Below are 26,144 nucleotides of genomic sequence, written 5' to 3' on the forward strand. Positions count from 1 at the left end.
TGGCGTCCGCTTGGGATATGACCGCAAATTTGCTAGCAGCCATGGTCGCTTGATTGAAGGAACGTCGCCTCATGGATGCAGCCGCCCGCGCCGAGGAGTTTCGCCGCCGTCTCGACGCCAACGCCGAGGCGACCGAAGCCGCGCTCGACGCGCTGCTGGCGCCCGCGCCGCTGCCGGGCGAGATCGTCCGTCCGGCGCGACTTCTCGAGGCGATGCGTTATTCGTCGCTTGGCGGCGGCAAGCGGCTGCGGCCCTTTCTCGTCATCGAATCGGCGCGGCTCTTCGGGGTCGGCGGCGAAGCGGCGTTGCGGACCGCCTGCGCGCTTGAAATGATTCATTGCTATTCTCTCGCCCATGACGATCTGCCGGCGATGGATGATGACGATCTGCGCCGCGGCCGGCCGACGACTCATAAGGCCTTCGACGAAGCGACGGCGATCCTCGCCGGCGACGGATTGTTGACCTACGCCTTCGACGTGATCGCCGATGCGAAGACGCATCAAGACGCCGGCGTGCGCGCCGCTCTGGTGCTGGCGCTGGCGCGCGCGGCGGGACTTGGCGGCATGGTCGGCGGACAGGCGCTCGATCTTGCCGCCGAAACCGCAGCGACGCCGCTTACGCTCGATGAAACCCTGCGGATGCAGGCGATGAAGACCGGCGCCCTGCTGCGCTTTGCTGTCGACGCCGGCGCGATCCTCGGCGCGGCGTCAGAGTCGCAAGCGCGGGCGCTGACCCGCTATGGCGAGGCGCTCGGCGCCGCCTTCCAGATCGCCGACGACATTCTCGACGCCGAAGGCGACAGCGCCGCGCTCGGCAAGCGCGCCGGCAAGGACGCCGAACGCGGCAAGGCGACCCTCGTCGGACTTCTCGGTCTCGACGCCGCGCGAGCGAGATGCGACTCGCTCGTCGAACAAGCGACCGAGGCGCTGCGCGAAACGGGAATAGGCGAGGGAACCGAGATTCTCGCCGAGGCCGCCCGTTTCGTCGCGGCGCGGCGTAACTGAGGGATCGCGCTCTTGCGCCGACCGGGACTGCCCAACATTCCGCGGCGCGCCTCGGCGCTCCTGGCGCCCCTTCGAATCATCGGCGCGCGGCCGCAGCTTTTTCTCAGTCTCGCTTTCGGCGTCAGCGTCGGATTTTTTTTGCCGCAGGCGATGCAGCCGGTCGCGCGCGCGCTTGTGGCGTGGAACGCCGTCGCTCTTTGCTATTTCGCTCTAGTCTACATGCTCATCGCCACCGCCACGCATGACACGATCCGCGAGCGCGCGCAGCGTCTCGACGAGGGCCGCGTCGTCATGCTGTTGCTGACGACGGCGATCGCCACCGCCTCCTTCGGCGCGGTGGTGATCGAGTTAGGTTCGGTGAAGTCAATGGACGGCTGGGAGAAGGGCGCATCGATCGCGCTGACGATCCTCACGGTGCTGAATTCCTGGCTGTTCCTGCACCTCACCTTCGCCTTTCACTATGCGCATGAATTTTATTTGGAGGAAGAGCACGATTCGCAGGAGCCGCCAGCGGCGAGAGGCGGGCTGCATTTTCCCAACACCACGATGCCGCAATATGTCGACTTCCTGTATTTTTCCTATGTGATCGGCGTCGCGTTTCAGACCGCCGACATCGAGACCTGCTCGTCGCCGATGCGGCTGCTCGTCGCCACGCATGGCATCGTGGCGTTTTTCTACAACACCACGATCCTCGCGCTCATGGTGAATGTCGCCAGCCAATTGGTGTGAAGGACAGATGCGCGTCGCCGCCGCAGAAATCGACTTCAAGAGCGAAGCGGCGCGACTGCGCGCGATATTGATCGGCTCCGTCGGCAATCTGGTCGAATGGTACGATTTTTACGTCTATTCCGCCTTTTCGCTTTATTTCGCCGACTCGTTTTTTCCCGGCGACGATCCCGTCGCGCAAATGATGTCGGCTTCGGGCGTCTTCGCGCTCGGCTTCTTCATGCGCCCGATCGGCGCCTATATTTTCGGCCGCATCGGCGATGGCCGCGGACGACGTCTCGCGCTGATGCTCTCCGTTCTGCTGATGTGCCTTGGCTCGCTCCTCATCGCCCTCGCGCCGACCTATGCGATGATCGGCGTCGGCGCGCCGGCGACGCTGCTGTTTGCGCGCCTGCTGCAGGGCGTGAGTCTTGGCGGCGAATATGGATCGAGCGCGACCTATCTCGCCGAAATGGCGCATCCCGAGCGCCGCGGCTTCTATTCGAGTTTCCAATATGTGACGATGATCGCCGGGCAATTGCTGGCGCTTTGCGTGTTGCTCATTCTGCAGGATGTCGCGCTCGACGCTCAGGCGCTGCGCGATTGGGGTTGGCGCGTCCCCTTCGCCTTCGGCGCGCTGCTTGCGATCGTGGCGCTCATCATGCGCCGCGATCTTGCCGAGACGCCGGCTTTTGAGGCCTCCCGCGCCGAAGAGCGGCGCGGCGGGCTGAGCGCGCTCCTCGCGCACAAGCGCGAGACGGCGACGGTCGTCGGGCTGACGCTCGGCGGCACGATCGCCTTCTATGTCTATACGACCTATATGCAAAAATTTCTCAAACTGTCGGCCGGCCTGAGCGATCGCCAGACGACGTGGATCGCGGCCGGCTCGCTGCTCTTCGCGCTCTGCCTTCAGCCGATCTATGGCGCATTGTCGGATCGTATCGGCCGCCGATCGATGCTGATCGCCTTCGGGCTGTTGGGAACGATTTTCACGGTTCCCCTGCTAACCGCCATACAGGATGCGCGCGACGCCTGGACCGCCTTCGCGCTCATCTGCTGCGCCTGGCTGATCGTCGCGCTTTATACGTCGATCAACGCCGTCGTGAAGGCGGAGCTCTTTCCCGCCGCGATCCGCGTCACCGGCGTCGCTTTGCCCTATGCGGCGACCGTGTCGGTCTTTGGCGGTTCGGCTGAATATGTGGCGCTCTGGTTCAAGGCCCACGGCCACGAGCGCTGGTTCTTCTATTATGCGAGCGCGGCGATTTTCATCTCGCTCATCGTCTATGCGACGATGCCGGACACGAAAAAGAATTCGCGCATTGAGCGGGAAGAATCCTGATGCGACGCAAATATTGAATAACGCCGGCGTCGCTCGCCCCAGCGGTGGATTGCGTCGTCGCCGTGCGCTCTGAAGCCGCCAGATCAGGGACCGGCGTGCGCGAGTTCGACCTGCGGCGGCCGCGTCGACTTATCCTCGAACTTGGCGCGATAGACGACGAAATTCTCCATCACCCGCTGCACGTAATTGCGCGTTTCGGTGATCGGAATCCGCTCAACCCAATCGATCGGATCGACATGGGGCTTGCGCGGATCGCCATAGGCGTCGATCCATTGCTTCACCCGTCCGCCGCCGGCGTTATAGGCGGCGAAGGTGAGGAGATAGGCGCCGCGATATTCGCCGAGCAGAATGCCGAGATGCGCCGCGCCGAGCTGGGCGTTAAACGGCGGATCCTTGAGCATCCGCGAAATATCGAAGCTCACGCCGCGCATCGAGGCGGTGTGTCGCGCCGTGGAGGCGATCATCTGCATCAGGCCCATGGCGCCGGCGGATGAAACCGCCTTCGGGTCAAAGGCGCTTTCCTGGCGCGCGACGGCGAAGACGACCGAGCGTGACGCCGAGCCTGGAAGGGCGTTGAAATCGGGAACGCCATAGCCAGGGAAGGCGACGTCGTCGAGCGCGATGCCCCGATAGGACGCCGCCTTGCCGTAGATGAGCGAGAGCTTCGCGTCGCCCTGGCGGGCGATGATCTCGCCGAGCGCAGCGACCTGAGTCTCTTCACGCAAATATTTGGCGCTGTCGAGCGAAAGCGGCGCGGCCACCTCCTTCTCGCCGATGGCGAACAGAAGCTCCGCGATTCGAACCGCTTCGTCCCGCTTGTCGCCGGATGCGGCCGGCGGCGCCGGACGAAGCGGGCGGTCCTCGGCGCCGAGCCGGGCGCTCGCCAATTGTCCGTAGAAGGTGGTCGAATGCGTCGCCGCCTGCAGATAGAAATTCTGCGCCCGTGAGTCGTTTTCGGCCTCGGCGGTGCGGCCGAGCCAATATAGAGCGCGAGACTTTTGCAGCGGCGTTTCGGCAATCTCTGCAAGCGTCTTGAAATGGCGCTCGGCTTTGATCGGATCGCCAAGGAAACGCAAGGCGATCCAGCCGGCGTTGAACTCCGCGTCGACCCGGTTGCTGGTCTTAACCGCAGCATGCTGCGCGCAGAGAATATAAGAAGTTTCCGGGTCGCCTTGATCGAGCAGCTTGCGCGCCACGATCCGCCGTTCTTCCCACCAAAGATCCCCGTCGACGACCTGTTCGATGGCGTGCGGGGCCTTGCGCAAAAGAGCGCCGGCTTCAGCGAATTTGTTGGCTTTGCGCAGCTTATGCACGCGTCCGTAGAGCAGCCCCGGATCATTCTGCACGGACGGCGGCAAAGACGCCGCCAATTTATCGGCGCCGGAAATCCGCGCGCGGGCGAGCAGCACGACATCCTTGCCGGCAAGTTCGGCGCTCCGCAGGGCGAGCGAATTCTTCCCCGCGTAGAGCAGTCGATCGGCGCGGAACTTGTGATCGGCCGGCGTCAGCAGCTCGCCGAGCTCCTTATTGAAAATCGTATCGAATCCCTGTCCGATATCCTCGTTGCGCCAGGCGTCGCGCGCCAGAGCCGCCGCTGTTTCGAAATCGCCTTCGCGCGCGGTGGCGCGCGCCAGGGCGTATTTACCATAGGCGGTGAGCGGCTTCGTTTCGGCGAACCAGGCCAGCACGACCTTGTCGGGCTGATGCTCGGCGACAAGCGCTGCTTCGCCGCGCCGGCGCAGCCAGTCGCCGGCCGGCCAGTTCGGATGGGTCGCCAGGAATGAGGCGATGCGGTTGAATCCGGCGTCCTGCGTGTGAAGCCGCAGGCCGACCCATTGGGCCGCGGCGGCGACGAGGGGAGCCTGCGCGCGCGACGCGGCCTCATCGCCATGAACGAAATCGCCGGCCTTATAGGCCGCGACCGCCTGAATGAAGGCGTCTGCGTCCGCCCCGAGCAAGGACGCAGCGGATTCGGCGAAAGTCTCGGCGCCATTGAGCCAGCGCGTCGTCGGGGCGTTCGCCACGATCGGCGGCAGGTCGCCATCCTCTTCGGCGCTAAACAGCGAATTCTCGACCGGATGCGCCGCCTCGTCGTCAATGTGGCCGCGCGCCACGAATTCGCGGACGGCTTCCTGCAGCGAGCCGACCCGCGCGCGCCAGGCGCCGAGGCTTAAGGGGATCGTGGGCGTCCGCCGCCAAGCCCCCCGTCGCGCTTCGCCGTCAGCGAGACGGTCAAAACCGGTAAAAGCGGGCGCGGCGATCGCGAGGGCGGCGATGCCGATCGTGAGTTTGAAGCGTGTCGCGACGCGTCGAGGCAACATCATCACCGCGTTTCCCTTAACTGGCGTGAAAAAGCTGCACTCATTTGGTTTACGAAGCTTCAACTTCGCGCGCCGGCTGTGATTTCGAGCGCTCCCTTCGACTCTCGCGCAGGGCTTTCCTCGGCGCAGCCCAGCGGCTATGAAGGTCGGCTCAATCTTAGCGACGCAAATACGGCGGCTCTGGGGCATAGGGAAGGCGTTGATTCAATGAGTGGAAGGCCGATTTTTCATGGGTCGATAACGGCCCTGGTGACGCCGTTTTCCCATGGAGAAGTCGACTATGACGCCCTGCGCGCGCTGATCGATTGGCAGATCGAAAACGGCACGCATGGCCTAGTGCCGGTCGGCACGACAGGCGAAAGCCCGACTCTCAGCCATGAGGAGCATGGGCGCGTCATCACCGAGACGATTCGCGCCGCGCGTGGCCGGGCGCCGGTTATCGCCGGCGCGGGCTCGAACAATACCCGCGAGGCGATCGCCATCGCCGGCCATGCGGAGCGCGCCGGCGCCGACGCGCTGCTGATCGTCACGCCCTATTACAACAAGCCCAATCAGGAAGGGCTCTATCTGCACTTCAAGGCGATCAACGACGCCGTCTCGATTCCGATCATCATCTATAATATTCCGCCGCGTTCGGTGATCGACATGAGCGTCGAGACGATGAAGCGCTGCGCGGAGCTGAAGAACGTTGTCGGCGTGAAGGACGCCACCGGCAATATCGGCCGCATCTCGCTCCAACGCCAGGCGATGGGACCGGAGTTCATCCAACTGTCGGGTGATGATCTCACCGCGCTCGCCTGCATGGCGGCGGGCGCGCATGGCTGTATTTCAGTCGTCGCCAATATCGCGCCACGGCTTTGCGCCGATCTGCAGAACGCCTGCCTTGCCGGCGACTTCGCCAAGGCGCTGGAGATTCAGGACAGGCTGACGCCGCTGCATGTCGCGACCTTTCTTGAGGCCGGCGTCACCGGCGCAAAATATGGTCTGTCGCTTCTCGGCAAGGTCGAGGAAGAAGTGCGGCTGCCTCTCGTGCCCTGCACGCAGGCCACCAAGGACCGCATCCGCGCGGCGATGGTTCACGCCGGCGTTCTCGCGGCCTAAAGTTTCAGATTCGCGTTTCACCTTCGTCGGAGCGCTTCGAGGATCGTCAGTGGCCGCAAAGCCGGAGCCGAATTTCAAGATCGTCGCCGACAATCGCAAGGCGCGCTACAATTACGAAATCGGCGAAACATTTGAGGCCGGGCTGGCGCTGACAGGCACCGAGGTGAAGTCGCTGCGCACCGGCAAGGCGACGATTGCGGAGAGTTACGCCCATGTCGATCGGCAGGGCGAAGCGTGGCTGGTCAACGCCAACATCCCCGAATATCTCGCCGGCAATCGGTTCAATCATCCGCCGAAACGGCCGCGCAAGCTGCTGCTCAAATCGCGTGAACTCGCCAAGCTGTCGCAGGCCGTCGAGCGCGAAGGCATGACGATCGTGCCGCTTAAGCTCTATTTCAACGCCAAGGGTCGGGCGAAGCTGCAACTTGCCTTAGCGAAAGGCAAGAAGCTGCACGATAAACGCGAAGTCGAGAAGAAGCGCGACTGGAGCCGCGAGAAAGGCCGCCTGCTGCGCGCGCGGGGGTGATTGACGGGGCTCAAAAATTTTCGGCCTCTCGAATGCGAGAGGCCGAATTGCTCAATTTCCATTTACGCGCGTAGAGTTACTCGCCTTCGTCTTCGGCGTGCGCCGCCTGTGGCGTCGTCGGACGCGGGCGCTCCTGATAGCGCTGCATGCGCTCGGCGCGTTCGCCAGGATCGCGGCCGATCTTGCCGACGAGATGGATGAGGTCGATGAATTCGTCGGCCTGGCGACGCAATTCGTCGGCGATCATCGGCGGCTGAGTGGTGATCGTCGAAATCACCGACACGCGCACGCCCTTGCGTTGCACCGCCTCGACCAGCGAGCGGAAGTCGCCATCGCCCGAGAACAGAACCATGTGGTCGAGATGCTCCGCCATCTCCATGGCGTCGACCGCAAGCTCGATGTCCATATTGCCTTTGACTTTGCGACGGCCCAGCGAATCGACGAATTCCTTCGTCGGCTTGGTCACGACCGCATAGCCGTTGTAATCGAGCCAGTCGATCAGCGGCCGGATCGAGGAATATTCCTGATCCTCGATCAAGGCAGTGTAATAGAAGGCGCGGATCAGACGGCCCTTGCCCTGAAATTCGCGGAGCAAGCGTTTATAATCAATATCGAAACCCAGCGATTTCGCGGTCGCGTATAGGTTCGCGCCGTCAATGAATAACGCAATTCGTTCGATATCTGCCATATTCGTCTCACGGTCGGGTTAGTGTGTTCATGCTGCGGGTTGCGTATTATGCCGTCAACCCGCAGCTCAGCGTTTAGCTCAATCGTCTCTCGGCGTTTAGCTCTAATCTCTCAATGGCCGGCCCCAAAACCATCCCCCGCGATAGAGCAGATTTTGCCGCATCCGCCGGGTCGTTCAGCAACCATTTTGAAAAAGCGCTGCACGCGTCTCCTTCAAATACATCGCCTTTCGATGTCACAGCGTCAAGAGCAACTGCGTCATTTTACGGGCCGATCTTCGGGGATTTTCTGGAAAGAATCCGAAAAGCAGCGTCAAATCGATAGGATGACCCATCTAGCTTTAAGAGATTATTGCCTAATTTTCATAATTGGCGTATCAGCGCTACTCCCCAACAGAATGGAGCTTGACGGCAGATGGCGCGCGTTACTGTCGAAGATTGCATCGACAAGATCGAAAACCGCTTCGACCTCGTTCTTCTCGCGGCGCATCGGGCGCGGAACATTTCGTCGGGTCAGCCAATCCTGGTCGATCGCGATCGCGACAAGAACCCGGTTGTCGCGCTTCGCGAAATCGCCGAGGAGGCGCTCGCGCCGGAAGATCTGTCCGAGGATTTCATCCACTCGCTGCAGCGTCACGTCGAAGTCGACGAACCGGAAGCCGAGACCGCGCCTGCCTTGACGCCGGCGGTCGGCGTCGACCTCGAGGGCGAAGGCCAGTTCGATCGGATGACCGAAGAAGACTTGCTGCGCGGTCTCGAAGGTCTTGTGCCCCCGGCCGAGGTCGAAGACGAAGCCGAGTAGATTCTGACGATCGCTCGACGACGGCCGGACGCCCTTTCGCTCGGCCAAGTCTCCCACACAAGTTTCACACGAATCCAGCCAAGCCTTATATACGCGCATCGTCGCCATTGGTCATGGCGGCCCGGCTGCGCTATCCTCGCTTGGCTACATCCGCCGCCCCGGCGCAACTCGCTCGCCCCGTGCATTAAATTTCCGTAAGGGAGGGCTGGCGCGTCGGCGCGCAACCTGTTTTTGGCGCCAAGCGCATGATGCGTCAGTACGAACTCGTCGAACGCGTGCGGAAATACAACCCGCGCGTCGACGAGGATTTGTTGAACCGGGCCTATGTCTACGCCATGAAGGCGCATGGCGCGCAGACCCGCGCCTCCGGCGACCCTTATTTTTCGCATCCGCTCGAAGTCGCGGCGATTCTCACTGATCTGAAGCTCGACGACGCGACGATCGTCGCGGCGGTGCTTCACGATACGCTCGAAGACACCGATGCGACGCGCGAAGAGATCGATCGCCTGTTCGGCGAACAGATCGGCAGACTGGTCGAGGGTCTGACCAAGATCGAAAAGCTCGATCTCGTCACCAAACAGGCGCGCCAGGGCGAGAATTTCCGCAAATTGCTGCTCGCCGTCGCCGAAGACGTGCGCGTGCTGCTCGTCAAGCTCGCCGACCGGCTGCACAATATGCGCACGCTGCATTTCGTGCCGCAGGACAAGCGCGCCCGCATCGCTCAGGAAACGCTCGACATTTATGCGCCGCTCGCCGGCCGCATGGGCATGCAGCGCTTGCGCGAGGAGTTGGAAGGCCTCGCCTTCCGTCATCTGATGCCAGAAGCGCATCAGACCATCGAACAGCGCCTGCATGATCTGCGCACCAAGAACGGCCGCATCATCAGGCGCATCGAGGACGAACTCACCAGAGAATTCGCGGCGCGCGGCATCACCGCGGCGGTCACCGGGCGCCAGAAGTCGCCCTATTCGGTATGGCGCAAGATGGAGCGCAAATCGATTTCCTTCGAGCAGCTATCAGACATATTCGGCTTTCGCATCATCGTCGGGAGCGTCGAGGACTGTTATCGCGCGCTCGGCGTCGTTCACACGAAATGGCCAAACGTCCCCGGCCGCTTCAAGGATTATATTTCCACGCCGAAACAAAACGACTATCGCTCGATTCACACGACTGTGATCGGCCCCGGCCATCAGCGCGTCGAACTTCAGATCCGCACCGCCGAAATGCATGAGATCGCCCGCTTCGGCATCGCCGCCCATGCGCTTTACAAGGACGCGATCGGCGCGCAGGGCCGCGAGGAGCTGGCCAAGGAAAGCCGCGCCTTCCGCTGGCTGCAGGAAACCCTCGATCTTCTCGCCCATGGCGACAGTCCCGAGGAATTCCTCGAACATACGCGGCTTGAGCTGTTTCAGGATCAGGTGTTCTGCTTTACGCCGAAGGGCGGATTGATCGCGCTGCCGCGCGGCGCGACGCCGATCGATTTCGCTTACGCCGTGCATACCAAGCTCGGCGATTCGGCGGTCGGCGCGAAAATCAACGGGCGCGTCGCGCCCGTGCTGTCGCCATTGAAGAACGGCGACGAGGTTGAGATCATCCGCGCCGAGGGCCATGTGCCGCCGGCCGCCTGGGAGGCGGCGGTCGCGACCGGCAAGGCGCGCGCCGCGATCCGGCGGGCGACGCGCGACGCGGTGCGTCACCAATATGCGGGACTCGGCCGGCAGATCGTCGAACGCGCCTTCGAGCGCGCCGGCCGCGTCTGGAGCGAGGACAAGCTGAAAGCGGCGCTGACTCGGCTGGCGCGCCCTTCCGTCGAAGACGCGCTCGCCGCTGTCGGGCGTGGCGAAATCTATTCCGGCGACGTGGTCAAGGCGGTCTATCCGGATTTCAGCGAGGAGCGCAAAGCCGCGCCGACGCCGATCGCGCCGGGCGAGCCGGGGTGGTTTGGCGTCAAGGCCAACGCCAATGTGGTGTTCAAGGCGCCGGGCGCGAAGGATGACGGCGGCGGCGCGATACCCATCCGCGGGTTGCGCGGCGACGCGCCGGTCAGCTTCGCGCCCGAGGGCGGCGCGGTGCCCGGCGACCGCATCGTCGGCATTTTCACGCCGGGCGAAGGCATCACCATCTATCCGATCCAGTCGCCCTCGCTCACCGCTTTTGATGATCAGCCCGAACGCTGGCTCGACGTGCGCTGGGATATCGAGGCGGGTTCCGCAGCGCTGTTTCCCGCGCGTCTCGTGGTGACGGCGATCAACGAGCCGGGTTCGCTCGGCGCGCTGGCGACGCTGATCGGCGAAACCGGCGCCAATATCGACAACATCAGCTTCAAGGCGCAATCGCCGGACTTCCGCGAAATGACCTTCGATCTCGAAGTCGCGGATTTGAAGCATCTGAACAGCATCGTCACGCGCCTGCGATCAAGCCCGCTGGTGAGCAAGGTGGAAAGGGTGATTGGGTAGGTGGTTACGGCGTGACAGTCGACGGCGGCTCCAAGTCGTCATCCATTTCGTTCATCCTGCGCAGAGCCGCAGAAATCGCCAATGTGACGGCTGCAGATCCAACGAGAGCGACCATCCATAGAGTCAACGTGGACCCGCAAAGCTCGACGGCGATATAATAGCTAGAAAATATCGCCGCCGCGCCGATCAGGGGCAAAATCAAGCGCCAGACAAGACGCGCCACAGATTTGATCAAGGTTGGCCGGTCAAACGTCGATCTCCGTCTGAAAGCCGCGCGCAGAGACGGCCCGGCGACGACGCCCGCTATGATTGTAAAACCAATGCAACTGCCGATGCGGCGCGCGAGCGCCAAATTCCCCCAAATCAATTCGAAGAACTGGGGCCGCCGCGAGCGCCAGCCCCAGCTCTCATCGTCGGAGCCATAAATTTCCCAGTTTAAATCACGGTCAGGATTATCGATCGCCGGGACCACCGCGCCGAAGCTGAATGTTGAGGGATCGAGTTCGAGAACGGCGCCTTCATCAAGATCGAACACACGACATCGGGCCTTTACACACAATAGGGCCATGTTTGGCGAAGGCGGGCTGCGGGCGATCATGCGGCCTTCTTCGTCCAAGGCGAGCACGCGAATGGGATCCGCCCATAAGATGCCGTCGCCGTGCAGCAGGCGCAGCTCACCCAATTTTCCGTTGGGGAGTACAATTTTTTCCGCCTGCGAAAAATAAGGGGAGTGGGCCCGTGCCGGAGCGAGGCTTGCCGTGCAGACAATAAGGGCGGCGAAGAAAATGCCTAGGAAAGGCATGAAATCCAACTTTTTTTATTGAATGCCGGCGAATAATGCGACGCTCGCAAATTCTTGGCGAGGCCAACTTGGTCAGTAGCGGACGCGTTCGTCGCGGATTGTATTTAGCCAATCGTGAAGGATCGTCATTGTGAGGAGCGCAGCGACGAAGCAATCCAGCATTCGCCATGCGTATTGGATTGCTTCGCTGCGCTCGCAATGACGATTCACTTCGCGCTGCAATTCATGGCAAGACGACGCGTGCGGCGCCGGGCTCTATTTCAGCGGCAAATAAACCTCGGTCAGATGGCGGTGCTCCGGCGTATCGTGATCCAGATTCAGATAGTGGAAATAGACCGGGAAATCCCGCAGTTCCTCTCCCGATTCCGGCAGCCAGTCGCGATAGAGCGCATAGACGGTCTCGTCTATGCGGTCGCGCGAGCCGGCATGGATCGTCATGGCGCAGCGCCCGCCGGGGATCGTTTTCGTCACGACGCCCTGCTCATTGGCGGGAACCGGCGCCGGCGCCGAGCCGCAAATGTCGAAGCGAAACTCTTCCGGCGGCGTCACATTCGGATCGTTGTAGGGTACGCCATAGGTCGCGCATTGGTTGATCGGCGAAAGTCCGGACGACTTTCGCCAGGCGATGAAGCGCTGCACCGATTCATTGAGCAGCGCCGGCGCGCCGCGATGTTCGAGCGCCGCGACCAAAATCGGCTCCACGTCGATGATCTTAACGTCCATGTCATTCGTCCTTTCTCTGGGTGGGAGACTGATGCGGGTTCGCGCGCTCCATGACGCCCAGTCCGGAGTCTTGCGGAAGGCGCTGGGCGTCTGGCCGAAGGCGGCCTTGAAGGCGCGGGAAAAGGATTCGGGATTTTCGAACCCCGAATCAAAAGCGATGTCGATGATCGGCGCGGTCGGATTGAAGGCGAGACGATAGGCGGCTCGCTTCAGCCTCATGAATTGAACATAGCGCGAGAGGCTGATCCCGCAGTGCTGGGAGAATTGCCGATGGAAGTGGAATTTCGAAAAATTCGCCACTTCGCTCAGCGCGTCGACGGTCAGCTCCTCGTTGAGATGCCTGTCGATGTAATCGAGCACGCGATTGATGCGTCGCGCATAGTCCGCGCCCTTTTGTTTTGCGCCGTTCTCCATATTTGCATCGTAGCAAGCGCGGAGACCGGCTTCTTGACCGAAATTGCTCTTTGAGCCGCGACGCTGGGGGCGCGCCCATGACAAACGCTGCGCGACGCGCGCAGGCTGGCAGGTTTTAAGCGAATTTTGTCTTGCACAAAAAAGCGAGCGCAGCAGCTGCGCTCGCCTTTTCCTCCCCAGACTTGGCGTCTGTCTTCGGTTAAATCCAAAAACCCAATGAGCAGTCGTATCGACCGCTCATTTGCCCAGCGCGAATTTTTCGATGGCGTCCACGAGGTTCGCGGGCGCATGGGTGATGCCCCGCGCGACGATGGCGGGGAAAGCGACGACGGCGCTAAGGAACAATATGGCTTTAACGAACGCTGGAGCGGAACGAACATTTCTCATACTGCGTCCCTCCTTTTTCTCCGGGCGCCGACCCAATGCGTGATGTCAGGCCAAACGCGTAAAGTCACCCGGGCAAGGGAAATCACCCCCCCTCGCGCGACCGCCGCTGGCGACGCTCGCCCTTGAGTAAAATAAATCGTGCAACGATACAATTGGCGTTTTGTCGCAGGGCTAAAATCAGTGTCGATGGGGGAACCAAGATATTGGCGCAAGCGCATGCTCGCCGCGACCGTTTCGCCGACGATTGAAGACGAGGCGGATAGCTCAAGAATGTTGCGTGAAATCTGGCGCTGCGATTGGGTAAGATTTTTTGCGCAGAAGATTAGCGCCAAGAGCGCTATTGCCGGACAGGCGCGCAATGGCAAACCGTCCGCCCGCGCGCTATAGGAGCGCAATGACCTCGCCCCTTCGCCTCGGCGTCAATGTCGATCATGTCGCCACCGTCCGCAACGCGCGCGGCGGCCCGCGGCCCGACCCGGTGCGCGCCGCGCTCGCCGCGATCGAGGCGGGCGCCGACGGCATCACCGCCCATCTGCGCGAGGATCGCCGCCACATTCACGACGACGACATGGCGCGCCTTAAGGCGGCGATCTCGAAGCCCTTAAACTTCGAAATGGCGGCGACCGAGCAGATGCTCGACATCGCCCTCGCCACCGCGCCGCACGCCGTCTGCCTCGTGCCGGAAAAGCGCACCGAGCGCACCACCGAGGGCGGCCTCGACGTGATCGGCCAGTACGACTATCTGCTGCCCTATGTCGATCAGCTGAGCCGTGAAGGCGTGCGCGTCTCGCTCTTCATCGAGCCGTCGCGGGAGGCGCTCGACGCCGCCGTGTCGATCAAGGCGCCGGTCGTCGAACTCCATACCGGCGCCTGGTGTCACGCCGTCGAGGTCGGCGATCCGGGCCGGGCCGAGGCTGAATTCGCCCGGATCGCGGCAGCCGCCGCCTATGGCGCGGGGCGCGGGCTTGAAATCCACGCCGGCCACGGCCTCGACTATGACACGGCGCGCCGCGTTTCGGCGCTGCCGCAAGTCGCGGAGCTCAACATCGGCCATTTCCTCATCGGCGAGGCGATTTTCGTCGGGCTCGCCGAGGCGATCTCCCGCATGCGCCGGGCGATGGAGGAGGGGCGGGCGCAAGCGTTCTGAGGCCGACCGGGCCGCGTCACACGCTCCCGCATGCGTTAGCGTTAATCCGGGACAATCGGCCAGCCGCCGGAGAAAGGCGACTATGCTGGCGCATCGTCATCCATTTGACGCCGAGTCGTCGCCACTCTGCGCCGGCGCGGTTCTCATCGAAGCTGTAGCGTGGTAAGCCGGGCGGCCGGGGCGGGCCGACGCCGCCCGAACGCATGAGGAGTAAGTCGGCTTGAGCAGGAATGTTCCGGTGGCGCGAAAACGCGAAGAGGGCGGTTTTCTGGAGACCGTCAAGGTCATCGTCGAGGCGCTGGCGATCGCGCTCGTCATCCGCACGCTGCTCTTTCAGCCGTTCAACATTCCATCGGGGTCGATGATCCCGACCCTGCTCATCGGCGACTATGTGTTCGTGTCGAAATATGCCTATGGCTATTCGAATTATTCGATGCCGTTCGGCCCCGATATTTTTTCCGGCCGCATTCTCGCGTCGCCGCCGAACCGAGGAGACGTCGTCGTCTTCAAGCTGCCGCGAGACAATGAAACCGACTATATCAAGCGGGTCATCGGGCTTCCCGGCGACCGCGTCCAGATCATCGACGGCCGCCTCTATCTCAATGGCGTGATCGTGCAGCGCGAGCCCATCGAAAAGGCGGTGACCGAGGGCCGCGACGGCCGCGAGATTCCGGTGACCACCTATAAAGAGACGCTGCCCGGAGACGGCGATCATCCGGCGGTCGAACATACGATCATCGAGATCGAGGGCGACCACGGCTACAAGGACAATACCGAACTGTTCGTCGTGCCCGCCGATCACTATTTCATGATGGGCGACAATCGCGACAATTCGACCGATTCGCGCTTCGCGCCCGAGGAAGGCGGCGTCGGCTATGTGCCCTTCGTCAATCTCGTCGGCCGCGCCGAAATCATCTTCTTCTCGGTCAGGAAGGATGAATCGGCGCTCGCCTTCTGGCGCTGGCCATGGTCGGTTCGTTGGGACCGGCTGTTCCGACCCGTTGATTGACGAGGCGCGTGGACGCGAAATGACGCGCGGCCGCGACGAGGCGCTCGCTGCGCTCGAAGCGCGCATCGGACATAAGTTCGCCGATCCGGCGCTGCTCGTCCGGGCGCTAACCCATGTCAGCGCCTCGACCGCCCGGCGCGATTCATATGAGCGTCTCGAATTTCTCGGCGACCGGGTGCTCGGCCTCGCCGTCGCCCATCTGCTCTATGACGCCTTTCCCGGCGAGACCGAAGGCGAACTGTCCCGGCGTCTCGCCGCGCTGGTGCGCAAGGAGACCTGCGCCGAGGTGGCGGAGGAATGGGGCGTCGGCCCGGCGATGCGGCTCGGGGAGGGCGAGGCGCAGACCGGCGGGCGCGGCAAACGCGCTTTGCTCGGCGACATTTGCGAAGCGGTCATCGGCGCCGCCTTTCTCGACGGCGGCGCGGCGGCGGCGGAGCGCATCGTCCGTAAGGCGTTCGGCGCCCGCATGGGGGCGAGCGGCCAGGATTTGCGCGACGCCAAGACGGCCTTGCAGGAATGGGCCCAGGCGCGCGGTCTGGCGACGCCCCGCTATCAGCTCGTCGGCCGCAGCGGGCCGGACCATGCGCCCTTCTTCGAAGTCGCCGTGGACATCAAGGGATTCGAGCTGACGCCGGGCTCGGGCGCCTCCAAGCGCGCCGCCGAACAGGCCGCCGCGGCGGCGTTCCTGGCGCGGGAAGCGGACGATCGCAGATGAGCGAAACGGCGCGGCCAGCCGGAGAAGAAACGCGCTGCGGCTTCGCGGCGCTGGTCGGCGCGCCAAACGCCGGCAAATCGACGCTGCTCAATCAGCTGGTCGGCGCCAAAGTGTCAATCGTCTCGCGCAAGGCGCAGACGACGCGGGCGCTGGTTCGCGGCATCGCCATCGAAGGGGCGGCGCAGATCATCCTTGTCGATACGCCCGGCATTTTCGCGCCGAAGCGCCGGCTCGATCGCGCCATGGTGGCGAGCGCGCTCGCCGGCGCCGCCGACGCCGACGTGATCGCGCTTCTTGTCGATTCCCGCAAAGGCCTCGACGAGGAAGTCGAAGCGATATTGACGCAGCTTCAGCAGGCAAAAGCGCCGAAGCTGCTCGTGCTGAACAAGATCGACCTCATTCCCCGCGAGAGGCTGCTGGCGCTCGCGCAGACGCTCAATGCGCGCCAGAAATTCGACGAGACCTTCATGATTTCGGCGCTGAACGGCGACGGCGTCGACGCTCTACGAAAAGCGCTGGCGAAGCGCATGAAGCCTTCACCCTGGCTCTATCCAGAGGATCAGCTTTCCGACGCGCCGCTGCGGCTGCTCGCCGCCGAAATCACCCGCGAGAAAATCTACGAGCGGCTGCACGACGAACTGCCCTATCAGTCGACGGTCGAGACCGAATCATGGACCAATCAGAAGGACGGCTCGGCGCGCATCGAACAGACGATCTATGTCGCGCGCGAAAGCCAGAAGAAGATCGTGATCGGCGAAGGCGGACGCACCATCAAGGCGATCGGCCAGTCGGCGCGCAAGGAGATCGCCGAGGCGGCCGAACAGAAGGTGCACCTGTTCCTATTCGTGAAGGTGCGCGAGAATTGGGCCGATGACCCGGAGCGTTATCGCGAAATGCGGCTAGAGTTTCCCAAGGGCGGGTAGTATTCAAAACGGCAAGCGTAGCCGTTTGCTGATTCTCCCGCTTGTTCCAATCCATGCGCCGACCGCGTCGGAGCCAGGGCGCGCGACATGACAAAACACTTCACCGCCTATCGCTATCTAACCGGACCCGACGACGCGAGTTTCTGTCATCGCGTCACCGAGGCGTTAAGCCGAGGCTGGACGCTCTATGGTTCGCCGACATTGACCTATGATTCCGAGAAGAAGCGCGTCATCTGCGGTCAGGCGTTGACCAAGGAGGTCGAGGACGCTGAATATAGGGCCGATCTGACGCTCGGAGATTTGTAGCGGAGCGGGACGAGGCGACGAGATGGAATGGCGCGACGACGCTCTGATCATCGGCGCGCGCCGGCATGGCGAAACATCCGCCATTCTGGAGCTGATGACCCGCGCCCATGGCCGGCATCTCGGCCTTGTGCGCGGCGGCCGTTCGCGCCGGCTTCGTCCGATTCTGCAGCCCGGCAATCTTGTCGTAGCAGAGTGGCGGGCGCGTCTTGAGGATCATCTCGGCGCCCTGACGATCGAGCCGCTCGCCGCCCGCGCCGCGCATTTCCTCGATCGCGGCGCGGCGCTCAATGGCGTCGCGTCGCTCTGCGCGCTGTTGCGCCTGCTGCCGGAACGCGATCCTCATGCGGAATTGTTCGAAATGGCCGACGCCGTCGCGGCCGGGCTTGGCGACATCGGCGATTTCGAAATCGCGGCGCTGATGATGGCGCGGTTCGAACTGGCGCTCCTCGGCGCGCTCGGCTTCGGACTTGATCTCGACGCCTGCGCGCTGACCGGCGTGCGGGACGATCTTGCTTATGTATCGCCGAAGTCGGGCCGCGCGGTGAGTCGCGCCGCCGGCGCGCCGTGGCGGGACCGGCTGTTGCCCTATCCGGATTTTCTTCGCCATGACAGCGACGCGGCGGCGCCGGGCGATCTTGTCGCCGCCTTCCGATTGACCGGATATTTCCTCACGCGCGACGTGCTGAATCCGCGCGGCGCGGCGCTGCCGGCGGCGCGCGATCTTTACATCGGCGCTCTGTCGCGCGCGGCGTGAGACAAGCGGAACGCGTTAACGGTCCTTGTCGCCGCAGATATAGCGCGACTCATGGCTGCTGACGCCATAGCCCTGGTCGATGTCGACAAGCACTTCGCGGCACATCGCCTGCATGTCGGCGTCGACCGAACTCGGCGCTTGCGGCGCGCGCTCCCGCGCGGCGACCGTCGGTCCGGAGACCGGGAGCTGCGACCTGTCCAATGCGAGCGAGGCGGTGGCGACGAGCAGCGGGGAAGCAAGCAGCAAAAGCAGTTTCTTCATGGACGCCTGTCTTGAAAGCCGCAAAAAACCGGCGAAAAACCCGACCGCGCCGATCCGCGCCATCGCCGCCAAGCTTCTAAAGGACGAGGCGCGGCGACCGCAAGAACTTATTTGCAACATTGCGGACAAAATGCGCGCGCGTCATCTTTCGTCGCGCCGATCGGAAAAGCCGAACAGCCTGCTTGCGCCGACGGTGCGACGGTCATAGTACCGACGTAACTTAAGATTCGGATCGACGAGATGGCGCAAAAAGGCGGCGGGGGAAGCGGAAAAGGCAAAGGCCCAAGCGATGTTAGCGTGATCGCGCCGGTCGATCTGCGCGAGGCGCTCGAAGAGCGTTATCTGCGTTACGCGCTGTCGACGATCACCGGCCGCGCGCTGCCCGACGCCCGCGACGGGCTCAAGCCCGTCCACCGCCGTATCCTTTACGGCATGCATATTCTTCGCCTCGATCCCGGCGCGCCTTTCAAGAAATGCGCGAAAATCGTCGGCGACGTGATGGGCTCCTTCCATCCCCATGGCGATCAGGCGATCTATGACGCGCTGGTGCGCCTCGCCCAGGATTTCTCCTCGCGCTATCCGCTTGTCGACGGGCAGGGCAATTTCGGCAATGTCGACGGCGATTCGGCCGCCGCCTATCGCTACACCGAAGCGCGCATGACGGCGGTCGCAAGGCTGCTGCTCGAAGGCATCGACGAAGACGCGATCGACTTCATCCCCAATTATTCCGGCGAGGAACAGGAACCGGTGGTGCTGCCCTCGGCGCTGCCGAATATGCTCGCCAATGGCGCGCAGGGAATCGCCGTCGGCATGGCGACCTCGATCCCGCCGCATAATCTCGCCGAGCTGTGTGACGCCGCGCTCTATCTCATCTCGCACCGACAGGCGACCGCCGAACAGCTCCTGACCTTCGTGCAGGGGCCTGATTTTCCGACCGGCGGAATCGTCGTCGACCGGCGCGAGGAAATCATCGAGACCTATCGCACCGGACGCGGCTCGTTTCGTTTGCGCGCGCGTTGGATGAAGGAAGAGCTGCCGCGCGGCGGCTGGGTCGCGGTCGTCACCGAAATTCCTTACGGCGTGCAAAAATCGCGGCTCATCGAAAGACTCGCCGAACTCGTCGCCGAGCGCAAACTGCCGCTTGTCGCCGATGTGCGCGACGAATCGGCGGAAGACGTGCGCATCGTCTTCGAGCCGCGCGCGCGCACGGTCGATCCGTCGCTGATGATGGAGACTCTGTTCAAGCTCTCCGAACTCGAAACCCGCTTCACGATGAATATGAATGTGCTCGTCGACGGCGTGACGCCGCGCGTCGTGTCGCTCGACGAGGCGTTGCGGCAATGGCTCGATCATCGCCGCGTGGTGCTGCAACGCCGCTCGCGCCATCGCCTCGCCGCGATCATCCGGCGCATCGAGCAATTGGAAGGCATGGTCGTCGTCTTCCTCAATCTTGACGAGGTGATCCGCATCATCCGCGAGGAGGACGACGCCAAGGCGGAACTGAAGAAGGCGTTCAAGCTCACCGATCTGCAGGTCGACTATATTCTCGACACGCGGCTGCGCGCCTTGCGCAAGCTCGAAGAAATGGAGCTGCGCAAGGAGCTCAAGGCGCTTTCCGACGAGCGCAAGGACATTGACGCGCTGCTTGCCGACGAGGCCAAGCAGTGGAAGACCATCGCCTGGCAGGTGCGCGAATTAAAGAAGAGCTATGGCCCGCAGACGCCGATCGGCAAAAGGCGCACGACTTTCGAGGACGCGCCCGAGGCGATCGATCTCGATCTCGCCGAAGCGATGATCGAACGCGAGCCGGTGACCATTGTCGTGTCGGAAAAGGGCTGGATTCGCGCGCTGAAAGGCCATGTGCAGGACCTCTCCAGCCTGCAGTTCAAGGGCGACGATTCGCTCGCCGCCTCCTTCTTCGCGCAGACGACGTCGAAAATCATCGCGCTCGCCTCGAACGGCAAGGCCTATACGTTGGAGGCCTCAAAACTTCCCGGCGGGCGCGGCCATGGCGAGCCGATCCGGCTCTTCGCCGATATCGAGGAAGGCGCCGATGTCGTCGCGGTTATGCCGCATGTCGCGGAATCATCGCTGCTGCTGGTGACGAATGACGGGCGCGGCTTCGTCGTCGGCGCCGACGATCTCTTATCGTCGACGCGCAAGGGCCGCGCGGTTCTCACCGTCGATCCGCCGTCGCGGTTGAAGATCGCGGCCGAGGCGCAGGGCGACCATGTCGCGATCATCGGCGAGAACCGCAAGCTCCTTGTTTTTCCCTTGAGCGAAGCCCCGCGCATGGCCCGCGGCAAGGGCGTGCGCATGCAGCGCTATAAGGACGGCGGCGTCTCCGACGCCAAGGTTTTTGTGCTGAAGGACGGCCTCACCTGGACCGACGCGTCAGGCCGCGTGTTTACGATCGACAAGACCGAACTCAAGGACTGGCTCGGCCATCGCGCAGAGGCGGGACGACTGCCGCCGAGGGGTTTTCCGAGGAGCAATCTGTTTGGGTGACTAATTCACTTTTGGTTTGATCATGAAAACATTATCGAATTTGTCCAAGAAATTTCGAGGTGCTTGGATGGCTATAGGAAACGTGTTGGCCGGATCTGCTTCTCCAGTTGAGAAGGAGGAAGCGGCTAACGTGAATGCTCATCTTGAGAATTATTTAGACTATTATCAGACGCTTGAAGCGCCGCGCTTCGCAGTCCTTATAACAGGCGAGTGGGGAACGGGCAAAACATACTTAGTTGGCAAACGGTTGTGTTTGCAAGGCGAAGACGCGAAAGCAATTTACGTAAGCCTCTTTGGCTTAAAGACAGCAGAAGATGTGGTCGCAACCATTTATGCTGAAATGCACCCATCGGAACACAAGCTTCAAGAAAACATTGAAAAGGTCGGGGAGGCATTCAAGGGTGTCAGCGTCGCCGGCTTTGGGGTGGGAGGAGCCGGGTCGGCGTTTGCGAGTCTGATTTCAGCAAAGCTGCGGAAAGAGGTCGACGCGTCGAAAACGATCGTACTCGATGACCTTGAGCGCTCAGAGATCAGCGCCAAGGTATTGCTCGGAATCATCAACCATTATGTCGAGCACTATTTCTGTCGCGTTGTAGTTATCGCGCATGACGAAAAGCTCGTTCAGGGAATCAAAGACGCAAGGGAAAAAATTTTTGGGCAGACGATACGCGTCGAACCAGATTTGGAGTCGGCCTACAAAGTTTTCTTAGCCGAGATCAAGGCATCGGATGCGAGGGATTTTGTCGGTGAGTACGGCGCGACAATCAAAACGATCTTTGAGGAAAGTGGTGTTAAATCCCTGCGCATTCTCCGCCAGTCGATGTTCGACTTGGCGCGTCTGTTCGAAGCGCTTGATGACCGACATCGCCAGAACCCGGACGCAATGCAGAAGATGGTTTCGCTGTTCATGGCGCACGATTTCGAAGTACGTGGTGGACACTTCACGGAAAGAGAGCTTGAAAAGCGATACGAAAAGCGCCTGGGACGCGCCATGTCCAAAAATAAGGAACCGAATGTTTTTGACCACGCAATGGCTAGGTACCCAGAAATTGATCTTACAAATCTGTTGTTGAAAGATGTAGTGTTGGTTCAAACCCTAGTTCAGGGACGATACGAACGCTCCGTCGTCCAGGCCTCCCTTGATGATAGCGCCTACTTCAAAAATCCCAATGAAATGCCGAATTGGCGCAAGGTTTTTGAATTCGACTCTCTGGATGACGCCACCGTTGACGCGGGGTCGAAAGCGTTGGAGCTAGAGTTTAGTGATCGCTCTATCACCGACTTCGGCGAATTGCTGCATGTCTTCGCCTTACGAATGATGATGGCGAAGCGTGGTGTTTTATCGGCTTCGATCGCCGAGGTCGAAGCTGAATGCAAATCGTATATCGATGATCTCCTAGGATCGGCACGCTTGCCGCATAATTTCGTTGACTTCGACGAGAGTACGCTTGGACGAAGTGCTTATGGCTTTGGCTATTGGGTGGAAGAGGATTACCAGGATGCTTTCGATCGCGTTAAAGAGCATGCTCGAAAGCAGTCAGTTGTCGCTCTAGAGAGAACCTATGCGACGTCTGCAATGACACTAATGGAAACGCTTTCGCGAGACGCCCGCGAATTTATCGCTGCGATAACTTATTCAGGAGAAGGAAATCACAGGTATGCGCGCCTGCCCGTGCTAAAGGCCGTTGCGCCAGAGGTCTTCGTTGAAAAATGGATCGAATCCTCTAGGGAGGATAGGCGTTGGTTCTCAATCAAGTATGCGCTTGAACAGCGGTATGAAGGTCTGGCGTTGGTCGCAGAACCAGGGATTATGTCCGGATGGCTTAGTTCGGAAGGCGAGTGGATCAAGGCCGTCGTCGCGGAATTAAAGAAGCGTGCCCAGGCCGCAACGGGATTTGAGAAATACCGAATCGAGCGCGTGATCCCGCAAATAACCTTCCCCGAGCGCGTTACTCCGTCTTCAGAATCTTCGGAAATTGAGTCCTAGCTTGGTCCGACGCAAGCCCCGACTACGGGGCACTATTGTTTGTCCGTGACGAGGCTTCGCGTCTCATCTGCTCCATCGCCCCCTTCCGGCGCTTCGCGCCACCTTCCCCCGCTTTGCGGGAGAAGGGGAGCGGCGCCATCGCGGCTCATGACGAAAATTCACGAATCTTCATGACGCGCGCTGCCTGCCCCCTCTCCCGCGCGAAGCGCGGGGGAGGGCTGGGGGGCTCAATCCGTCTTCGAAAAATCCGGCATCTTGAATCCGAGCTTGCCCTGGCGCCACAGGTAAAAGGCGGCGCCGCCGGCGACGACGACGAAAACGCCGAAGGCGATGTAGAGATAGATTTCCTCCTCGGTGACGAGGCCGACCGAGAAGGGGTGCTTGCCGATAAAACTCTTGGCGCCGTCGTCGCTGGTCAGCTTGGCGTAGAGCACATAGGCGCCGGGCTCTTTAAAATTTTGGTCGAAATTCACCATGCCGTTGCGAAATTTCTGCACCGGCAGGCGGCCGACGACATCGGCGTCGGGGTCGGCGGCGCCGTCCGGCCCCTGGCTGCGCAGGATGCGGATATCCCAATTCATGTCGCGCAGCTCATTGTCCGAGGCGTCGAGCACGATGACGCTGGGGCCGACGTCAGGCAGCGCGACGCATTCCCGGTCGATGTTCTTCTTTGGCTGCATGGCGACGAATTTCATCGACTTGCCGCCATCCTTGCCGCCAAGATCGATCGGACATTCCGGGTCGTAATAGTGCCAGCCGGCGGCGATCGCCGCGCAGGGGCTCAAAGCCGCGAGGATCAGCAACGCGGCGCCAAAAAGAAACTTGATCAAGGTCAACCCCGCCTTCACATGCCGGCGTCGAGATAGGCCAGCATCTGATCCATGGCAAGGGCCGGTTCAGCGCAGCGGGCGTCGCCGACGATGCGGGCCGGCACGCCGGCGACGGTTTTGTTGGCCGGCACCGGGTCGAGCACCACCGAGCCGGCGGCGATCATGGCGCAGCGGCCGATTTCGATATTGCCCAGAATCTTGGCGCCGGCGCCGATCAGCACGCCGCGCCTGACCTTGGGGTGGCGGTCGCCGCGCGCCTTGCCGGTGCCGCCCAGCGTAACGCCATGCAGCATCGACACTTCGTCCTCGACGACGCTGGTCGCGCCGATGACGACGCCGGTGGCGTGATCGATGAACACGCTCTTGCCGATCACCGCGGCGGGATGGATGTCGACCTGGAAGGTCTGCGACGACAGGCTCTGCAGGATGAGGGCGAAGTCGCTGCGCCCATTCTTCCACAGCCAATGCGCCAGCCGATAGGTCTGCAGCGCGTGGAAACCCTTGAAATAAAGCGCCGGCTCGATCAGCCGCGTGCAGGCCGGGTCGCGCTCCAGCACGGCGAGAATGTCGGCGCGGAACGCCTCGATGATCGCCGGCTCGCGCGCGACGCATTCCTCGAAAGCCTGTCGGATGGCAATATAAGGCGCTTCCGGCCGGTCGAGGCGCTGGGCGACGCGATGGGCGACGACGCCGGCGACGCCGTTCTGCGACAGGATCGCCGGATGCAGAAATCCGCCAAGCTCGGGCTCGCGCCGCAGCACGTCCTCCGCCTCGACGCGCAGCCGCGCGAACAGCGGATCGCTCTGGGCGAAATCGATGATTTTCGCGCTCTGTTCCCGCGTTTCGGCGCCCATCGGCCCCTCCTGGTTCAGGCGATTATATAGCGGACCGCTTCGCCAAAGGCACGATCCCGCCGTTAAGGCCGCGTATCGAGAAACTCCAGCGCCGCCTGCTTGTAGATTCGGTCGCCGACCGCCCGATTGTGGTCGCGCCCCGGAATATCGACGATTGTGACGTTGGGGAAGAAATCGGCCAGCGGATGCGGGTCGCCGGCGACGTCGTCGCGGGTGCCGACGCAAATCAGCGTTGGGACGGCGATTTGCGCAAGCAGCTCGGGCCCAAGCGCCCGGCGCGGGCCCCGGGCGCAGGCGGCGAGCGCGGCGAGATCGCTGCGGGTCGATTCGGCGAAGCCGCGAAAGATTTTCAGCGTCGAATCGTCGATATCCTCGATCCGCTCCGCCTCCATGGCCTCAGCGAGGCCGCGCGGGAGCCCTGAGTCCTCGATCAGATTTTCGCCAATGCCGCCAAGGATCAGCGAGCGCACGCGCTCGGGCGCGGTCAGCGCCAGCAGCGTGGCGATGCGTCCGCCGAGCGAATAGCCCATGACGTCGGCGCGCGCGATCGACAGATGGTCGAGCAGATGCGCGACATCCCCCGCCATCAGGTCGAGACTGTAGAGCGCGGGATCATAAAGCTTGGCGGACTGGCCATGGCCGCGATTGTCGAACACGATGACGCGACGGCCGTCTTCGGTCAGCGTCTTGACCCATTGCGTGAACAGCCAGTTCACGGCGTGGGTCGAGGCGAAGCCATGCACAAGAACGATCGGTTCTCCGCGATCCTCGGTTAGGGGCTCGAAATCCACATAGGCTATCTCGACGCCATTCGACTGGAACGTTTGCATTATAAATCCCACTTAGCGCCCTTTATCTAACTGCTTGGGCGAACGACACAAGGCCGTTCGGCGCCGAAAGTAAATGCGCTATTGCCATTCGCGCCGCCAGCCGGTAAACGAGCGGGCGCTTCGCCAGCCTGTTTAGCGCACAGGGCTATGGCGGAACAGGCGCCCGTAGCTCAGCTGGATAGAGCACCAGACTACGAATCTGGGGGTCAGAGGTTCGAATCCTTTCGGGCGCGCCACCTTACAAACTCCGTGACTTTGTCGCCGGGCGCCGAGCAAGAGCCGCGCCGAGGCGCTGGCAGCCCCACGAACCGCTCGACGATTGAACCGCTGCCGGATCGTCACGCGGGGCCAAGTGGTCAGCTTGCGGGCCAGGAGACGGATGGATACAAACGGGCAGAAATCAGCCTGTATCAGCAGTTGATACGCGGCGGCTTGACCCGTGTATCGCTAAATGATACATTCGCTTCGTGATCAGGAGCTTCCGGAACAACACGACGGAAGCCGTCTTTAACGGCGAAAATCCGAAGCGCTTTCCGGCGGACTTGGTCAAGGCGGCGCGCCGGAAGCTGCGCTACCTCAACGCCGCGGCCGATCTCAACGATTTGAGATCGCCTCCTGGCAACAGGCTTGAGGCGCTCACAGGCGACCGCCGCGGCCAATACTCCATCCGTATCAACGACCAATTCCGCATATGTTTTGTTTGGACGGCGGAAGGTCCGGCGGATGTCGAGGTCGTCGACTACCACTGAAGGAG

At 62.2% G+C, this 26,144-nt stretch carries 25 protein-coding genes and 1 tRNA gene; 18 read left to right on the top strand and 8 right to left on the bottom strand.

All coding sequences use genetic code 11. The features are described 5' to 3' along the window. Nucleotides 1-71: 71 nt before the first annotated feature. From U1E20_RS13950 to U1E20_RS13960, 3 genes are read left to right on the top strand one after another with little or no spacing between them, the layout of a single operon-like run. Nucleotides 72-1,004 carry a polyprenyl synthetase family protein gene (locus U1E20_RS13950; RefSeq protein WP_409981228.1) on the top strand — a complete coding sequence of 311 codons (933 nt, stop codon included), beginning with the start codon at nucleotides 72-74 and terminating at the stop codon, nucleotides 1,002-1,004. Nucleotides 1,005-1,016: 12 nt separating this feature from the next. Beyond that, the gene (locus tag U1E20_RS13955; RefSeq protein WP_409981229.1) at nucleotides 1,017-1,733 is read left to right on the top strand and encodes a DUF1345 domain-containing protein; all 717 of its coding nucleotides are present in this window, start codon (nucleotides 1,017-1,019) and stop codon (nucleotides 1,731-1,733) included. 7 nt (nucleotides 1,734-1,740) lie between these two features. Further along, nucleotides 1,741-3,048 carry an MFS transporter gene (locus U1E20_RS13960; protein WP_409981297.1) on the top strand — a complete coding sequence of 436 codons (1,308 nt, stop codon included), beginning with the start codon at nucleotides 1,741-1,743 and terminating at the stop codon, nucleotides 3,046-3,048. An 83-nt stretch (nucleotides 3,049-3,131) separates the two neighbouring features. On the opposite strand, the gene U1E20_RS13965 is transcribed toward U1E20_RS13960, so the two are convergent. Further along, entirely contained in the window at nucleotides 3,132-5,372 is a 2,241-nt protein-coding gene (locus U1E20_RS13965) for a transglycosylase SLT domain-containing protein (protein ID WP_409981230.1), read from the bottom strand. A 204-nt stretch (nucleotides 5,373-5,576) separates the two neighbouring features. On the opposite strand from U1E20_RS13965, the gene dapA reads away from it, so the two are divergent. Next, nucleotides 5,577-6,470: a 4-hydroxy-tetrahydrodipicolinate synthase gene (gene dapA, locus U1E20_RS13970; protein ID WP_409981231.1), complete on the top strand. Its 894-nt coding sequence runs from the start codon at nucleotides 5,577-5,579 to the stop codon at nucleotides 6,468-6,470. A gap of 49 nt (nucleotides 6,471-6,519) precedes the next feature. Beyond that, complete coding sequence (gene smpB, locus U1E20_RS13975) at nucleotides 6,520-6,996, top strand: SsrA-binding protein SmpB (RefSeq protein ID WP_409981232.1); 477 nt, start codon at nucleotides 6,520-6,522, stop codon at nucleotides 6,994-6,996. Between the two features lie 76 nt (nucleotides 6,997-7,072). Here smpB and U1E20_RS13980 read toward each other — a convergent pair whose 3' ends face one another. Continuing rightward, on the bottom strand, nucleotides 7,073-7,684 hold the full coding sequence (locus U1E20_RS13980; protein ID WP_409981233.1) for an NYN domain-containing protein: 612 nt from the start codon (nucleotides 7,682-7,684) through the stop codon (nucleotides 7,073-7,075). A gap of 413 nt (nucleotides 7,685-8,097) precedes the next feature. Here U1E20_RS13980 and rpoZ point away from each other — a divergent pair, with 413 nt between their 5' ends. Then, complete coding sequence (rpoZ, locus tag U1E20_RS13985) at nucleotides 8,098-8,484, top strand: DNA-directed RNA polymerase subunit omega (RefSeq protein ID WP_409981234.1); 387 nt, start codon at nucleotides 8,098-8,100, stop codon at nucleotides 8,482-8,484. A gap of 245 nt (nucleotides 8,485-8,729) precedes the next feature. Then, the gene (locus tag U1E20_RS13990) at nucleotides 8,730-10,940 is read left to right on the top strand and encodes a RelA/SpoT family protein (protein ID WP_409981235.1); all 2,211 of its coding nucleotides are present in this window, start codon (nucleotides 8,730-8,732) and stop codon (nucleotides 10,938-10,940) included. Nucleotides 10,941-10,944: 4 nt separating this feature from the next. Here the strand turns inward: U1E20_RS13990 and U1E20_RS13995 are convergent, their stop codons facing one another. Both U1E20_RS13995 and U1E20_RS14000 read right to left on the bottom strand, forming a co-directional pair. Beyond that, nucleotides 10,945-11,751: a hypothetical protein gene (locus U1E20_RS13995; RefSeq protein WP_409981236.1), complete on the bottom strand. Its 807-nt coding sequence runs from the start codon at nucleotides 11,749-11,751 to the stop codon at nucleotides 10,945-10,947. Nucleotides 11,752-11,997: 246 nt separating this feature from the next. Further along, nucleotides 11,998-12,879 (bottom strand): GyrI-like domain-containing protein, encoded by an 882-nt coding sequence (locus tag U1E20_RS14000; RefSeq protein ID WP_409981237.1) that lies wholly within the window; start codon nucleotides 12,877-12,879, stop codon nucleotides 11,998-12,000. 603 nt (nucleotides 12,880-13,482) lie between these two features. Between U1E20_RS14000 and U1E20_RS14005 the strand changes: the two genes are divergently transcribed. The 7 genes from U1E20_RS14005 to recO all read left to right on the top strand — a co-directional run bounded on the left by U1E20_RS14005 (nucleotide 13,483) and on the right by recO (nucleotide 18,120). Continuing rightward, nucleotides 13,483-13,653 (top strand): hypothetical protein, encoded by a 171-nt coding sequence (locus tag U1E20_RS14005; protein WP_409981238.1) that lies wholly within the window; start codon nucleotides 13,483-13,485, stop codon nucleotides 13,651-13,653. Nucleotides 13,654-13,660: 7 nt separating this feature from the next. Then, nucleotides 13,661-14,413 (top strand): pyridoxine 5'-phosphate synthase, encoded by a 753-nt coding sequence (locus U1E20_RS14010; protein ID WP_409981239.1) that lies wholly within the window; start codon nucleotides 13,661-13,663, stop codon nucleotides 14,411-14,413. 238 nt (nucleotides 14,414-14,651) lie between these two features. Continuing rightward, a complete protein-coding gene (gene lepB, locus U1E20_RS14015) occupies nucleotides 14,652-15,422 on the top strand; it encodes a signal peptidase I (RefSeq protein ID WP_409981298.1) in 771 nt (256 codons plus the stop codon). 19 nt (nucleotides 15,423-15,441) lie between these two features. Continuing rightward, entirely contained in the window at nucleotides 15,442-16,137 is a 696-nt protein-coding gene (gene rnc, locus U1E20_RS14020; protein ID WP_409981240.1) for a ribonuclease III, read from the top strand. After that, nucleotides 16,134-17,060 carry a GTPase Era gene (gene era, locus U1E20_RS14025; protein WP_409981241.1) on the top strand — a complete coding sequence of 309 codons (927 nt, stop codon included), beginning with the start codon at nucleotides 16,134-16,136 and terminating at the stop codon, nucleotides 17,058-17,060. The genes rnc and era overlap by 4 nt, the downstream gene beginning before the upstream one ends. 87 nt (nucleotides 17,061-17,147) lie before the next feature. Then, on the top strand, nucleotides 17,148-17,366 hold the full coding sequence (locus U1E20_RS14030) for a DUF1737 domain-containing protein (protein ID WP_409981242.1): 219 nt from the start codon (nucleotides 17,148-17,150) through the stop codon (nucleotides 17,364-17,366). 22 nt (nucleotides 17,367-17,388) lie between these two features. Beyond that, on the top strand, nucleotides 17,389-18,120 hold the full coding sequence (gene recO / locus U1E20_RS14035) for a DNA repair protein RecO (RefSeq protein ID WP_409981243.1): 732 nt from the start codon (nucleotides 17,389-17,391) through the stop codon (nucleotides 18,118-18,120). A gap of 15 nt (nucleotides 18,121-18,135) precedes the next feature. Here the strand turns inward: recO and U1E20_RS14040 are convergent, their stop codons facing one another. Continuing rightward, the gene (locus U1E20_RS14040) at nucleotides 18,136-18,381 is read right to left on the bottom strand and encodes a hypothetical protein (RefSeq protein WP_409981244.1); all 246 of its coding nucleotides are present in this window, start codon (nucleotides 18,379-18,381) and stop codon (nucleotides 18,136-18,138) included. A 240-nt stretch (nucleotides 18,382-18,621) separates the two neighbouring features. On the opposite strand from U1E20_RS14040, the gene parC reads away from it, so the two are divergent. Continuing rightward, nucleotides 18,622-20,889 carry a DNA topoisomerase IV subunit A gene (gene parC, locus U1E20_RS14045; RefSeq protein ID WP_409981245.1) on the top strand — a complete coding sequence of 756 codons (2,268 nt, stop codon included), beginning with the start codon at nucleotides 18,622-18,624 and terminating at the stop codon, nucleotides 20,887-20,889. Between the two features lie 67 nt (nucleotides 20,890-20,956). Further along, the gene (locus tag U1E20_RS14050) at nucleotides 20,957-22,876 is read left to right on the top strand and encodes a P-loop NTPase fold protein (RefSeq protein WP_409981246.1); all 1,920 of its coding nucleotides are present in this window, start codon (nucleotides 20,957-20,959) and stop codon (nucleotides 22,874-22,876) included. Between the two features lie 227 nt (nucleotides 22,877-23,103). On the opposite strand, the gene U1E20_RS14055 is transcribed toward U1E20_RS14050, so the two are convergent. The 3 genes from U1E20_RS14055 to U1E20_RS14065 form a co-directional block, all read right to left on the bottom strand. Continuing rightward, a complete protein-coding gene (locus U1E20_RS14055) occupies nucleotides 23,104-23,706 on the bottom strand; it encodes a hypothetical protein (RefSeq protein WP_409981247.1) in 603 nt (200 codons plus the stop codon). Nucleotides 23,707-23,720: 14 nt separating this feature from the next. Next, nucleotides 23,721-24,560: a serine O-acetyltransferase gene (gene cysE / locus U1E20_RS14060; RefSeq protein WP_409981248.1), complete on the bottom strand. Its 840-nt coding sequence runs from the start codon at nucleotides 24,558-24,560 to the stop codon at nucleotides 23,721-23,723. Nucleotides 24,561-24,622: 62 nt separating this feature from the next. Next, the gene (locus U1E20_RS14065; RefSeq protein WP_409981249.1) at nucleotides 24,623-25,390 is read right to left on the bottom strand and encodes an alpha/beta fold hydrolase; all 768 of its coding nucleotides are present in this window, start codon (nucleotides 25,388-25,390) and stop codon (nucleotides 24,623-24,625) included. Between the two features lie 159 nt (nucleotides 25,391-25,549). Here U1E20_RS14065 and U1E20_RS14070 point away from each other — a divergent pair. Both U1E20_RS14070 and U1E20_RS14075 read left to right on the top strand, forming a co-directional pair. Then, nucleotides 25,550-25,626, top strand: a tRNA-Arg gene (locus U1E20_RS14070). Between the two features lie 231 nt (nucleotides 25,627-25,857). Beyond that, nucleotides 25,858-26,139 (top strand): type II toxin-antitoxin system RelE/ParE family toxin, encoded by a 282-nt coding sequence (locus U1E20_RS14075; protein WP_409981250.1) that lies wholly within the window; start codon nucleotides 25,858-25,860, stop codon nucleotides 26,137-26,139. Nucleotides 26,140-26,144: the final 5 nt, after the last annotated feature.

It is taken from the genome of Methylocystis sp. (assembly GCF_046349115.1).
Taxonomy (GTDB): Bacteria; Pseudomonadota; Alphaproteobacteria; order Rhizobiales; family Beijerinckiaceae; genus Methylocystis.